Here is a 13,677-nt window from a genome sequence, read left to right as displayed (position 1 = left end):
ATTTTTATAAACAAACTATTGTTTTTCTGATTCATTTATTAGTAGACTGATATTATTATAACGATTGAGACGTGTGAAGGGAGGACTTTGATGAATAATGAATATAAAAAAGGCATATTTTTCGCACTAGGTGCATATGTTTTATGGGGCATTTTACCTATATATTGGGAACTGATTCATCATATTGGTGCATTTGAAATTTTAGCCTTTAGAATTATCTTTTCAGCGATATTCATGATTTTTATTTTAATCATTGGCAAGAATCAGAGGCAAGCATTTATTCGAGATGTGAATCAATTGGTGACACATCCTATAAAACTTGTAGCCATCGTCGTTGCTGGTTATGTGATAACAATTAACTGGGGGACATTTATATGGGCAGTGACGAATGGACATGTATTACAATCTAGTTTAGGTTATTATATTAATCCATTAGTGAGTATCTTATTAGCGCTCATTTTCCTAAAAGAAAGATTTAATAAATTTGAATGGTTAGCGATACTATTTGCATTTATTGGCGTACTTTACATGACATTGAAAGTAGGAGAATTCCCAATCGTGTCACTCATGTTGGCATTTTCATTTGGGATTTATGGATTATTGAAAAAGGTTGTCCATATCGATGCGATTAGTAGTATTACAGTAGAATGTATTGTCACGGCTCCTGCAGGTTTAATTTATGTAGGTTACTTATGGCAACAGCACCAACTTAGCTTTGGTATGAACATGTCATCGTTCTGGTTATTATTCTCTGGTGCGATTACAGCGATTCCTTTAATACTATTCTCAGCAGGCGCAAAACGTATTCCACTATCTTTAACAGGGTTCATCCAATATGTTGGACCGACCATTATGTTTGTTTTAGGTATCTTCTTATTTAACGAACCGTTTGATATCAATCAGTTGATAACGTTTATCTTTATCTGGATAGGTATTGTGTTATATAGTACATCTCAATATTTAAAAATGAAAAGAAGACCAATTACAGAATAAGAAAAATCATCACCTTTACCCAAGAATAAGTGGTATAGGTGATGATTTTTTATTGATATTGAATTGATTAAAATATACCGATTAATTTCATCCATAATGAGCCTAAGCCAATCCAGATGATAAAGTAGACGAATCCTAATACGATATTCATTGTCCACCAACGTTTTTGTGTGATGTAGCCTGAGCCATAAAGAATAGGCGCTGGACCACTACTATAGTGTGTTGTTGACGCTAATAAGTTACCGAAGAACCCAAGAATTAAAGCACTGAATAATGGAGGTGCTCCGGCTGCGACTGCCACACCTAATAATGCAGCATACATCGCACTGACATGTGCAGTTGCACTTGCGAATAAATAATGTGAATAGAAGAAAAATAGTATAAGTAGCACAATGACAATTGGCCAACTTAAACCATGTAAGCTATGTGCAATCAATTGACTCAACCATGGAATAAATCCTAGTTGGTTTAACTGATCTGCCATGAGTACAAGCACTGAGAACCAAACTAATGTATTCCAAGCACCTGTTTCATTTAAAATATCTTTCCATGTTAAGACACCGGTAAGTAATAGTAATGCTAACGCAATAAACGCTGTTAATGTTGCATCAACATGCATAAAGCTACCTGTTACCCATAATGCTAATGCCACGATAAAGATACCTGTCATGAATTTTTCAGCAATGGATATAGGTCCCATATTGGCTAATTCATTTTCAGCCCACTGTTTGGCATTGGGTGTTTCCTTTACAGTAGGTGGATACATTTTATAAATAATAAATGGAACGACGATTAAGGATACTAGTCCTGGTACTAGTGCAGCTAAAAACCAATTCATCCACGTAATATGTACATGCGCAGTTTTTTCCGCTAAGTTTTGAGCTAGTGGATTACCTGCCATTGCAGTTAAGAACATTGCTGCTGTAATGAGGTTACCTTGGAATTCAGTGAAAATGAGAAAGGCACCCATTTTACGTTCTGTACCATCTTTAGGGCTTGAACCAAATGATTCAGACAATGATTTAATAATAGGGAACATAATACCACCGGCACGTGCAGTATTACTTGGTGTTGCAGGGGCTAATATTAAATCGACGCCTACTAATGAATAGGCTAAGCCCAAGGTCTTTTTCCCAAACAGTTTGACGAATTGCAGTGCGATTCGACGACCTAAACCCGTTTTAACAAAACCTCTTGAAATAAAGAATGCCATAGCGATAAGCCATATACTATTATTTCCGAATCCTTGGACAGCGGTCTTAATATCTACAACACCAACCAAAACGGTTAATGTAAATCCAATAATAGATACGGCACCAATGGGCATAGGTTGCGTGATACAAGCGATGATCGTAGCGACAAATATCGCAAACATATACCATGCTTGAGTATCTAGTGCGTCTGGTTTAAAAGGGGTTAATGCCCATATGAGTAAACCAACTACAATAGGAAGAATAAACTTTTTGTATTTTACATTATTTTCCAAGATGAGTTTCCTTCTTTCTTTCTATTAGAAAATTCATTAATACACCACTAGGATAATCCTATTTATAGTGAATGTACAGAGGGTTTGAGTAATTAATTGAGAATCATTTTCGATGATTTAGGACATAAAAAAAGACCTCACTTTACAAGTGAAATCCTTTAAATGATGATAGTCTAAGATACTGTTTTAACAACCAGACTATCAAAAAGCATTGTTGAATTATTGTTGTTTTGTGACACGTGCCATTTCTTCAATTTTACCAGCGTGAAGCGGTATATGAATAGCATTTAACATTAATAATCCTTCCACTGTGGAGAATCCTGCAATGGGTTGATCTAGTGTTTGTGCTAACTGTTCATCTGTTAATTGTCTTGCACGTTCAGGAATAGTTTGAATATCTTTTAAAATCTCATCGATACTCGGCACACCACCTTCAATTTGAGGCCAGTCAGCTGGTTTAGATCCAGGCGCAAATAGTTGTCTATAGCGTTCTAAGTCAACCACATGTTGATTGCCTTTAGATAATGCATTTTCAAAAACAGTTAATACATGACCGAATTGCCAATGTATATTATTAGGAAATACATCACTATCTTGATCTAAAATATCTTCAACTTTCCAACTATCATACATATTTACTAAATAATGAACACCCGTATCTATAACATCATAAACCGTATTCGTCATCGTTCATCTCTCCTCTGTATAAAAAATATACTTAATCGTTCTAATTGTGTTTACCCAGAATCATCGCATCTTAGACATTATTAAATGAGTGTGATTGATAGTGAATATTATGAAGTGACTATCTTTTATTGTAAGATAGTTGACAAGAATAGATTTATTGACTATCTTATATTATAAGATAGTAGTCGGAGGCGTTGATGATGTCAGTATCAAATCAAATGATGAAAGGACTGCTAGATGGCGCAATTTTAGGACTAATAGCTAAAGGTGAAACATATGGTTATGAAATATTAGAAAAATTGCATGCCCATCAATTTCCTGAAATTAGTGATGGAAGTATTTATCCTGTACTCTTACGTTTGAGTAAAAAAGGATACGTAGAAACAACAGTTCGTAAATCTGATAATGGTGGGCCTAAAAGAAAATATTATACGATTACAGAAAGCGGCAAAGTAGAGTTAGCAGCATTTCAAGAGAAGTGGAAGTATTTAAACTCAGGTATGAATAATTTATTCGGGAGTGAATAGTTATGTTGAGTAAAGAATCGGAAAATTTCTTGGACAAATTAAGAGTTGAACTTCTTTTTAGAGGAAAAGACGAAGATGAAGTGAATGAGATAGACGATGAATTGCGAGATCATTTACTGACTGCTGAACAAAATGGTGAAGATGTACGGCCAATTATCCAGACGCCTGTAAAATCATATGCAGATCGTTTTGCTAAAGAAATGACATTGACACAGGGACTATATAAATATGTGATGTACTTTATAGTATTCTTATTGGCCATTTTTATGATACCTAGAATGCTTGATCAAGGTACGTTTGATGTGTCAGTATCACTCCTGCTTTATATTATAGGTGTATTCGTTTTAGGTGTGGTTGTACAACTCGTAGTGATGAGGAAAGCGTTAGTTCGATGGGGAGATAAGAAAGAGTCTTACATTGTGATCATAGGATTTGGTATAGGTGTTTATTTATTGATGATAGCTGGCGAATATTTATTAAGGCATTATCCAATCTATACTATGATTAAATTATCTAATATACAAAGTTTAGTGATTGGACTCATTTTACTCATTTTGACAATGATTGGTTGCTTTATAGTTAAACAGAAGATTTTCGCATTTATTATTTTAATAGTGTCTGCACCTAACATAATTGCGCACCTTTTCACTGGAAATATGAGTGGTAATCGTGAAACATTTATTATTATTTCCTCGGTAATACTGTTAGTGATTAGTTGGGGATTCATAGGTTATTATATTTATAAGCTCTGGAAATTAAGAAAAAGAGATAAACGTGAATAATTCTATTAAAAAAGGTGGCAGTAGGATGTATAAGTATAAAAAGAGGAATCCTTTTTCTACCCAATCATCTCCAGTTTATGATGAAGGGAATCGACATATTGTTGATATACAGAAAGTTTTTCGTAATCCATTTCAAAGAATCGTAAGTATTGTCACATTATCTTTAAGATTTAGAAGATATGAATTGAGGAATTCAGCAGGAGAAATCGTTGTCGAAGCTAGTGCGAAGTCTGTGTTAGAGGGTAAACATTTTGAATTGTATTATCATGACAAGGGCAGCACACAAAAGGTTTTATTTGATAAGAAAAGTAGTGGAACAAAGGATACGTATGGCATTATTAAATTAGATAATCGAATTTTAAATATATATGCCGATGAAAATAATCAGACGCACATTAAAGATGCTAAATTAGATCGTGATATTGCATATTGGAAACAAGTTGGGGACTACGCAGAAATACGTGGTGGAGAAGATCGCTTTTTTGAAGATCATAAGATCTTGTGCATTGCGATACTTCATATCTTTGCAGTGAATCATGTCTATACACGCCATAAAGGATGGTCAATGATAGGACCGCCTACGATATAAAAAATAGCCAAGAATGATAGGATTAGGTCATTCTTGGCTATTTTTATATGAATTAATGTGTCTCACCTAAAGCAATTTTGATGTCATCATTTCTGTCAATTGCTTCGATTGCTGCAATTAACCCTTTAACAATTGTGTCCAGTGATAATGAGGGTGATTGTTCTGAGGATTCGACTTGTTCTGGAATATAAGGCACATGAATGAATCCGAATAGCAGGCTTGGAAAACGTGTAGCATTTAAGTAACCGAGTTGATATAAAATATGATTGCATACAAACGTACCTGCACTGTTTGATAGCTTGGCAGGAATGCCTTGTTGTTTGATATTTTCTGTCATTCGTTTAACAGGTAAATTTGAAAAATAAGCTGATGCACCCTTAGGTTGTATAGGAATATCAATAGGTTGTTGTCCGTCATTATCAGCTATTCTGGCATCATCTATATTGATACCGATACGTTCAGGTGTGATTTCGGCACGCCCACCGGCTTGACCTACTGCAACGACAGCATCATATTGTTCAGAATCTAACGCTTGTTGTATGACATTCATCACTTTATGAAAGACAGTTGGCACTTCTAACTTTGTAATATCATGTTGTCCGATATGGTTAGGCAACTGCTTAACCGCCTCCCAAGAAGGATTAACTTGATTACCCTCAAATGGATCAAATCCAGTAACTAGAATCTTCATACGCCCACCTCATTAAATTAATATTTATTGAATCATAACATGATTATGTATGCTTTAAGAGTATTATAGAATGAGTTAAATCCAAATGTAATATTGATATGCATAATTGCGGATTTGAATATGAAAAGAATTTCACATCTAACTCTAAAAGAAATCGCTTACAATATAGATAGGAGGATTAAATATTGTTAAGTAACAGACAAACTAAAATTTTGTATTTCTTGTTGAAAACAGAATCATTTGTATCAATTGCCAGGTTAGCTGAAATGTTTGATATCTCACAACGTTCTATACAATATGATTTACAAAATATTGAAAGTTTTCAAGACAATAAACAATTCGTATTAATGAGGCATAAGTCATTAGGCGTAAAAGCTAAAACATTGGATCAAAAAATTTATGATTCGGAACTTGATAATTTATCAGAAATAGTTCATTTAACTAAAAACGAACGTAAGACAAATATACTGATTACACTTTTTGAAGCGACACAACCATTGTCATCTAATCATTTAGCAGAATTAATGAAAGTATCGAGACGAACGATTGTGAATGACCTTAAATTAGTACAACAATGGTTGGCATCCTACCATTTAGAAATGAAGTATATTCAAAACAAAGGATTTATTATCAATGGAGAAGAAGAAGCATTAAGACAAGCTTATGCAAATATAGTTAAAAATTATTTCAAAATGACTGTGCCTTATTTTCAAGATAACTTATTTTCTGAAGAAGAATTAGCGCTTGTGAGAAAAACGGTCATAGAAACGTTAAATGAAGAAGATTATCGACTCGTTCAATCTCCAGTAGATGGTTTAGTTTATCATATTATCATCGCTATACACAGATTGAAATTAAATTACTCAATCGATGTTCCAAAAGAAGAATATGAAAAAGTATGTGATACGGTTCAATATCGTATTTCACAAAAATTGAAAAAGAATTTAGAAATTAAATTTGATATTCAATTTTCTGAATCGGAAGCTATTTTTATAACATTACATTTGTTGAGTTCCAAAATTTCTAGTATCAAGGAAAATAATATAAATACTGGAGAACTAGAACAATTTTTAAATGAACTTATTAAACAAGTTAGCGTAAAAATAGGTGTAGATTTAAGAGAAAACAGCAAATTATTAAATGGTTTGATTGTTCATATACAACCTGCAATTCATAGAATGAAATTTAATCTGGTTGAGAAGAATCCTTTAAAAGAAGATATTAAAAAGCAATACAAAAATGTTTATGACATAGTGAAGAGAAATATCCATATCATTGAAGAAGCCTATGATATATCATTTACAGAAGATGAAATTGCATATATGACAGTGCACTTTGTATCAAGTATAGAACGCATTTCCACACAAAAAAGTAGTTATATCAAAGTAGTATTACTTTGTGGCTCTGGCATTGGAACCTCTCAATTACTGAAAAGTAAATTAGGCAATTTGTATCCTGAATTTGACGTGATTGATGCATATTCGATTTATCAAATTGATGAAGAAGAATTGTTGAAAAAGGGTGTCGACTACATTATTTCTACAGTAGATTGTCATTTTGATGAAATACCAGTTGTTACGGTTGATACCTTTCTTAATAAAAGTTCAAGAGATCAATTGAACCAAATTGTGAATCAATATAGAGAATCTAAAGTCGTTCAATTAGAACAAATAGGAGAAAACCTTAGAGAACTATTACCAGAACACAGAATAACTAAAACTGAACATATGATTAATAAAGATAGGGCGATATATCAAGTGTCTGATTTATTATTACAAGATAATATTATTGAAAGTAGATATGCAGATGCGATTATAAAGCAAATGGAATCGTTTGGACCTTATATGGTAATTAGTCCTCATATAGCATTATTACATTCTGATACCACTTATGTTCAAAAAGGTGCTGGATTTGCAATGACATATGTAGACAACGGTATTCCATTCGGTCATCAGAAATATGACCCAGTTAAGGTGATTATCGTCCTAGCAACGAAAAAACCACATTTACATCTCAAAGCATTAGGACAATTGAGCCAACTATTAACGGATGATATTAAAAAGAAAGCTTTTTTAGAAGGCAATATACAAATGATAAATCAATATATAAATGAAATTTCAGAAGAAAGGATGAATTGAGTGACTTTAGATATTTTGACAGAGGACAAAATAGTTATAAAGGAAAAAGTATCGACTTGGTCCGAAGCTATAGAAATAGCAGCACAACCTTTATTAGATAATCATAGTATTAATAATAATTATGTAAGTGCAATGATAGAAAGTGTGAATGAAATGGGACCATATATTGTTATTGCACCAGAGATAGCTATTGCACATGCAAGGCCTGATAATAATGTAAAAGAAGTTGGGTTAAGTCTTTTGAAACTTCATCAACACATTAATTTTGCTGAAGATAGTCATTATGCTTCACTCATTTTTGTCTTGAGTGCAATTGATAATACATCACATTTAACTATATTACAAAGTCTAGCAAGCGTATTAGGAAACCAAGCAATTGTAAATCAATTAGTGCAAGCTGAAAACAAGGAAGACATTTTAAAATTATTAAAGGAGAATGATTAATATGAAAATTTTAGTAGTATGCGGACACGGTTTAGGAAGTAGTTTTATGGTTGAAATGAATGCACAAGAAGCTTTGAAGAATTTAAATGCACCTTCGGATATTGAAGTCGAACATAGTGATATTATGACTGCTAGTCCAGAAATGGCAGACTTATTTATATGTGGTAGAGATTTGGAAGAAAATGCAGAACGTTTAGGTGATGTATTAGTTCTAGATAATATTTTAGATAAAGAAGAATTACAAAATAAATTGGAAAGTAAATTGAATGATTTAAATATGATTTAGAGAGGTGGACATATGAAAGCCATATTAGATTTTATAGTAGATATTTTAAGTCAACCAGCTATATTAGTAGCACTTATAGCATTTGTTGGATTATTAGTTCAAAAGAAATCTGCTTCAGCAATTACTTCTGGTACGATTAAGACAATGTTAGGTTTCTTAATTTTAAGCGCAGGAGCTGAAGTTGTTTCTAAATCTCTTGAACCTTTTGGGAAAATATTCCAACATGCATTTGGTGTTCAAGGAATCGTACCCAATAATGAAGCTATTATTTCGTTAGCTTTAAAAGATTATGGAACTACTGCAGCGCTTATCATGGTATTTGGTATGATTTTAAATATATTAATTGCTCGTGTTACAAATCTTAAGTATATATTCTTAACAGGACATCATACGTTTTATATGGCAGCATTTTTAGCTATTTTATTAACTGTAGGTCATATAAAAGGATCTTTAACTGTAGTCATAGGATCAATAATTTTAGGGTTAATTATGGCTATATTACCAGCTCTTGCTCAACCAACAATGAGAAAAATAACTGGCAATGATCAAGTCGCATTAGGTCATTTTGGTACTATTAGTTATTGGGCTGCTGGTGAAGTTGGTAAATTATTCAAAGGGAAATCTAAATCTACAGAAGATATTAAATTTCCTAAAGGGTTGAGTTTTTTAAGAGAAAGTACAATAAGTATTTCCATTACAATGGCATTGTTATATTTTATTGCTTCTTTATTTGCTGGAGTAAACTATGTAAATAAAATAAGTGATGGACAAAATTTTATAGTGTTTTCTGTAATACAAGGTGTTACATTCGCTGCAGGCGTATTTATTATCTTAACAGGAGTAAGATTGATACTAGCAGAGATTGTACCAGCATTTAAAGGGATTTCTGAAAAAATTGTGCCTAACTCTAAACCTGCATTAGACTGCCCCATTGTTTTTCCTTACGCACAAAATGCAGTATTAATTGGATTCTTTGTAAGCTTTATTACTGGTGTTATCGGTATGTTTGTATTGTTTTTATTTGGTGGTGTAGTTATTTTACCTGGAGTAGTTGCACATTTCTTTTTAGGTGCTGCTTCAGCAGTATTTGGCAATGCAAGAGGTGGTATAAAAGGTGCAATTGCAGGGTCAGCTTTAAATGGTTTGTTAATAACATTTTTACCATTATTATTCTTACCTTTCTTAGGAGATCTTGGACTTGCATCAACAACATTCTCTGATACCGACTTTTTAGCTGTTGGAATTGTATTTGGTAACATCGTCAAGTTTACTGGTATCATTGGGGCTATTATCTTTATCGTTGTTATTGCTACAGTAGCTATATTATTAAAAGGGAAATCAGATAAAAAAGTAGAACAGTCATAAACCCAATGACTCAATAAAAAAACAGGTCGTAAAACGTATCGTTTTACGGCCTGTTTTAAATATTTTAATTATGCGTGTGCATGTTCTGGAACGTCTTTGAAGTTTTCTAAACGACGTTCCCATTCTTCATCACTAATATCATGTGTTGCAACGTAACGGTTGCGTTCATGTTTAGCGCAGTCGTATGAGCATGCGCCTAAATATTTTTCTTCATTTTCTTCTGAAACAAGGATTTGTTTGTTACATTCTGGGTTGGCACAATTGATATAACGTTCGCAAGGTGTGCCGTCGAAATGTTCTTTACCGACCACTGTTTTCTCAACTTGGTTAACATCCACGCTAATACGTTCATCGAAGACATACATTTTACCATCCCAGTATTGGCCTTTGGTTTCTGGGTCTTTACCATAAGTTGCGATACCGCCGTGTAATTGACCAACGTTTTCGAAACCTTCTTTAACTAACCAACCTGAGAATTTTTCACAACGAATACCACCTGTACAATAAGTGACAATGTTTTTACCGTCTAATTTGTCTTTGTTGTCGCTAATCCAATCTGGCAAGTCTCTGAAACGTGTAATGTCTGGACGCACAGCACCACGGAAATGACCTAAATCAAATTCGTAATCATTTCTAGCATCTAAGATGATTGTATTTTCATCTTCAAGTGCTTCTTTAAATTCTTTTGGTGAGTAGTATTTACCAGTTGTTTCACGTGGATCTACATCTTCTTCTAAATCAAGTGCAACGATTTCTTTTCTTGGACGTACGTGCATTTTTTTGAATGTGTGACCTTCAGCTTCATCAATTTTGAATGTCATGTCTTTAAAACGTTCGTCTGCATGCATATGTTCAATATATTTATCTGTATCTTCTTTAGTACCTGATAGTGTACCGTTGATACCTTCTGTTGATACTAAGATACGTCCTTTTAAGTTATTCTCTTTACAGAATGCTAAGTGTTCTGCAGCAAATGTTTCGGGGTCTTCAATCGTTGTATATTTGTAATATAAAAGTACTCTATAATCCATTTTCTATTCTCCTCTAATCTATTAATCTATGTGTTTTACATCATTATTTATGCATTGTTAAGCGTTTCGTTAATGTCTACGTATTTTTACACCATTATAATATTGTACCAAAATTAGCAAATGATTCAATATCTCAGCTTATAAATCATTCAAGTGACTGAGTATTTAAATGTATTTTACTAAGATATAAAACTGACAAAATAAGGCAATAATGATTTGAAAATGTGCATATGTCACAGAATCAGCAAATTGGTTATATCCCTCAATGACTTTAAATTTAATTTCAGATAAAATAGTGATGATATCATTATATATGAAAGAAGGGGTATGAAAATGGAAAATAATGGTTTACCAACATTAAAGTATGAGGGGCTATCGGCTAGTGTGGCGCCGATTGTTTCGGAAAGTGAATTGCAAACGATAACAGCTGAACCATGGGTGGAAATCTCGGATAAAGGATTACAACTTGAGGGCTTAAACTTTGATCGTGATGGGCAATTATTCTTACTTGATGTCTTTGAAGGTAATATCTTTAAAGTTAACCCAGACACTAAAGAAGTGACACGTCCATTTAAATCGAAAAAAGAAAATCCAGCAGCCATTAAAATTCATAAAGACGGTCGATTATTTATATGCTATTTAGGTGATTTCAAATCGACAGGTGGTATATTTGCTACAACTGACAAAGGGGACCAATTTGAAGAGATTATTTCAGAATTAAATACGAAATATTGTATTGACGATATGGTATTTGATCGTAAAGGTGGCTTTTATTTTACTGATTTTAGAGGTTATTCAACTCATCCTCTAGGCGGTGTGTATTATGTATCACCAGATTTTCAAAAGGTGACACCTGTGATTCAAAATATTAGTGTCGCAAATGGTGTGGCCTTAAGTACAGATGAACGTGTACTTTGGGTGACTGAAACGACTACGAACCGATTACATCGTATTGAATTAGAAGAAGATGGTGTGACAATTGCACCATTCGGCGCGACGATTCCTTATTATTTTACTGGTCATGAAGGTCCAGATTCTTGCTGTATTGATAGTGATGATAATTTGTATGTTGCAATGTATGGACAAGGGAGAGTCTTAGTATTTAATAAAAAAGGCTATCCTATTGGGCAAATTTTAATTCCAGGTCGAGATGAAGGTCATATGCTACGCTCTACGCATCCACAATTTATTCCTGATACAAATCAACTTATTATTTGTTCAAATGACATCGAAATGGGTGGCGGATCGATGTTATATACGGTAAATGGATTTGCTAAAGGTCATCATAGTTTCCAATTTCATTAAAAAAAGTATGAAAAAAACGGTTTTCTACGTATATGTAGAAAACCGCTTTTTAATATATATTAGTCTTGGATTGAAAATTCTGCTGAAACTTCGAATTTTACTTCTCTACCTAACATTACGCCACCAGTTTCTAATGCTTGGTTAAAGCTAATGCCATATTTTTCTCTATCGATTTTACCAGTTACGATGAAACCAGTTACTTGTTCACCGTTCATAGGATTTTTACTTACGCCATTATATTCAACGTCGAATTTTTCTTCGTGTGTTTCGCCTTTGATTGTTAAGTCGCCAACAACACTATTTTCACTTACTTCTTTAGATACGAAAGTGATTTTATCAAATTCATCAGTACCGAAGAAATCGCCTGTTTTTAAGTGGTTGTCACGGTCTTCGTTACCAGTATTGATTGAAGCAGGATCAATTGTTGCAGTTGCTTTTAAAGTACTTAAATCGTTAATATCGCCTTCAACGTTAACGTCGAATTTTTCGAATGCACCTTTCACTTTTGAAACCATTAAATGTTTGATTTGGAAATCTAATGCACTGTGTACGCTATCGAATGTAAATTGAGTCATAATTAACTCCTCCGTTTTCTCTTTTTAAATATATCATTTATATTTGATATAAAGAATATACCACGTACATTTTAGAAAAGCAAACTTTTTATTATTAAATCTTCAAAAGTTTATATCTTTTCTACTCTAAAAGTATATTTAACTTCTAAATGTGTCAAATGAAAACATATTGGGAATAGAAAATAAAAAGACAGGTAAATATTTTAATCAAAGGAGTTATCAAAGATGCGTATCACAAGAGGTATCAATCATATTGGATTGACTGTTCCAGACATTGAAGTAGCGACAGAATTTTTCAAACAAGGATTAGACGGGAAAGTGGCTTATGACAGTCAAACACTAAAAGATAGTCCTAGAGAGGGCGAATTTGTTGAAGAGGTATTAGGCCTTGAGAAAGGTGCCAAAATTATTAAAAAACGAATGATGGTTTTTGGTAATGGTCCAAATATTGAACTTTTTGAATTTAAAGATGCTACGCAACAACAAGCTGTATCATTACAAGATATAGGTTTCACGCATCTTTCATTCTATGTAGATTATTTTGAGAAAGCTTTGGCACAAATCAAACGTGCAGGTGGACAACCTATATCTGAACCACATCTAAATACACGGTATGAAGATACGGAAGATAATCTAACGGTTTATGTTAAGACACCATGGGGAAGCTTAATTGAGTTACAAACGATACCAAATTGTTATTATTATCCTCCTGATAGTGAAGCGCATGTATTTATTCCGAATAAAATTGATGAATGATGTCATTATTGTTCGAAAGTGG

Annotated in this window: 15 protein-coding genes; 10 read left to right on the top strand and 5 right to left on the bottom strand. The window is 33.2% G+C overall.

Annotated elements, in window-relative coordinates:
* The first annotated feature begins 90 nt into the window (after positions 1-90).
* Positions 91-993, top strand: a complete 903-nt coding sequence (gene rarD / locus ACZ267_RS02750) for an EamA family transporter RarD (protein ID WP_047211267.1) — start codon at positions 91-93, stop codon at positions 991-993.
* Positions 994-1,060: 67 nt separating this feature from the next.
* Here rarD and ACZ267_RS02745 read toward each other — a convergent pair whose 3' ends face one another.
* Both ACZ267_RS02745 and ACZ267_RS02740 read right to left on the bottom strand, forming a co-directional pair.
* Entirely contained in the window at positions 1,061-2,479 is a 1,419-nt protein-coding gene (locus tag ACZ267_RS02745) for an anion permease (RefSeq protein ID WP_047211266.1), read from the bottom strand.
* Positions 2,480-2,698: 219 nt separating this feature from the next.
* Positions 2,699-3,166 (bottom strand): DinB family protein, encoded by a 468-nt coding sequence (locus ACZ267_RS02740; protein WP_047211265.1) that lies wholly within the window; start codon positions 3,164-3,166, stop codon positions 2,699-2,701.
* Between the two features lie 200 nt (positions 3,167-3,366).
* Here ACZ267_RS02740 and ACZ267_RS02735 point away from each other — a divergent pair, with 200 nt between their 5' ends.
* Genes ACZ267_RS02735 through ACZ267_RS02725 form a run of 3 tightly spaced genes read left to right on the top strand, consistent with a single transcriptional unit; the run spans position 3,367 to position 5,064 of the window.
* Positions 3,367-3,693: a PadR family transcriptional regulator gene (locus ACZ267_RS02735; RefSeq protein ID WP_002466587.1), complete on the top strand. Its 327-nt coding sequence runs from the start codon at positions 3,367-3,369 to the stop codon at positions 3,691-3,693.
* Between the two features lie 2 nt (positions 3,694-3,695).
* On the top strand, positions 3,696-4,475 hold the full coding sequence (locus tag ACZ267_RS02730) for a membrane protein (protein ID WP_047211263.1): 780 nt from the start codon (positions 3,696-3,698) through the stop codon (positions 4,473-4,475).
* Positions 4,476-4,500: 25 nt separating this feature from the next.
* The gene (locus ACZ267_RS02725) at positions 4,501-5,064 is read left to right on the top strand and encodes a tubby C-terminal domain-like protein (RefSeq protein WP_002466589.1); all 564 of its coding nucleotides are present in this window, start codon (positions 4,501-4,503) and stop codon (positions 5,062-5,064) included.
* A gap of 52 nt (positions 5,065-5,116) precedes the next feature.
* Here ACZ267_RS02725 and pcp read toward each other — a convergent pair whose 3' ends face one another.
* Positions 5,117-5,755, bottom strand: a complete 639-nt coding sequence (gene pcp / locus ACZ267_RS02720) for a pyroglutamyl-peptidase I (protein ID WP_047211262.1) — start codon at positions 5,753-5,755, stop codon at positions 5,117-5,119.
* Positions 5,756-5,940: 185 nt separating this feature from the next.
* On the opposite strand from pcp, the gene ACZ267_RS02715 reads away from it, so the two are divergent.
* From ACZ267_RS02715 to ACZ267_RS02700, 4 genes are read left to right on the top strand one after another with little or no spacing between them, the layout of a single operon-like run.
* Entirely contained in the window at positions 5,941-7,893 is a 1,953-nt protein-coding gene (locus tag ACZ267_RS02715) for a BglG family transcription antiterminator (RefSeq protein WP_079449117.1), read from the top strand.
* The gene (locus tag ACZ267_RS02710; RefSeq protein WP_047211260.1) at positions 7,894-8,337 is read left to right on the top strand and encodes a PTS sugar transporter subunit IIA; all 444 of its coding nucleotides are present in this window, start codon (positions 7,894-7,896) and stop codon (positions 8,335-8,337) included.
* A 1-nt stretch (position 8,338) separates the two neighbouring features.
* Positions 8,339-8,623, top strand: a complete 285-nt coding sequence (locus tag ACZ267_RS02705) for a PTS sugar transporter subunit IIB (RefSeq protein WP_047211259.1) — start codon at positions 8,339-8,341, stop codon at positions 8,621-8,623.
* A gap of 12 nt (positions 8,624-8,635) precedes the next feature.
* Positions 8,636-9,988, top strand: a complete 1,353-nt coding sequence (locus ACZ267_RS02700) for a PTS ascorbate transporter subunit IIC (RefSeq protein ID WP_047211258.1) — start codon at positions 8,636-8,638, stop codon at positions 9,986-9,988.
* Between the two features lie 68 nt (positions 9,989-10,056).
* On the opposite strand, the gene trhO is transcribed toward ACZ267_RS02700, so the two are convergent.
* A complete protein-coding gene (gene trhO, locus ACZ267_RS02695) occupies positions 10,057-11,019 on the bottom strand; it encodes an oxygen-dependent tRNA uridine(34) hydroxylase TrhO (protein WP_079449116.1) in 963 nt (320 codons plus the stop codon).
* Positions 11,020-11,352: 333 nt separating this feature from the next.
* Between trhO and ACZ267_RS02690 the strand changes: the two genes are divergently transcribed.
* Positions 11,353-12,324, top strand: a complete 972-nt coding sequence (locus ACZ267_RS02690; protein ID WP_047211256.1) for an SMP-30/gluconolactonase/LRE family protein — start codon at positions 11,353-11,355, stop codon at positions 12,322-12,324.
* Between the two features lie 59 nt (positions 12,325-12,383).
* Here ACZ267_RS02690 and ACZ267_RS02685 read toward each other — a convergent pair whose 3' ends face one another.
* Positions 12,384-12,899 (bottom strand): YceI family protein, encoded by a 516-nt coding sequence (locus ACZ267_RS02685; protein ID WP_002451375.1) that lies wholly within the window; start codon positions 12,897-12,899, stop codon positions 12,384-12,386.
* A 225-nt stretch (positions 12,900-13,124) separates the two neighbouring features.
* Between ACZ267_RS02685 and ACZ267_RS02680 the strand changes: the two genes are divergently transcribed.
* Positions 13,125-13,655 carry a VOC family protein gene (locus ACZ267_RS02680; protein ID WP_047211255.1) on the top strand — a complete coding sequence of 177 codons (531 nt, stop codon included), beginning with the start codon at positions 13,125-13,127 and terminating at the stop codon, positions 13,653-13,655.
* Positions 13,656-13,677 lie beyond the last annotated feature (22 nt).

It is taken from the genome of Staphylococcus sp. AC872 (assembly GCF_979255425.1).
The sequence above is the reverse complement of the archived record's forward strand: the minus strand, read 5'-3'. Positions and strand labels throughout refer to the sequence as shown.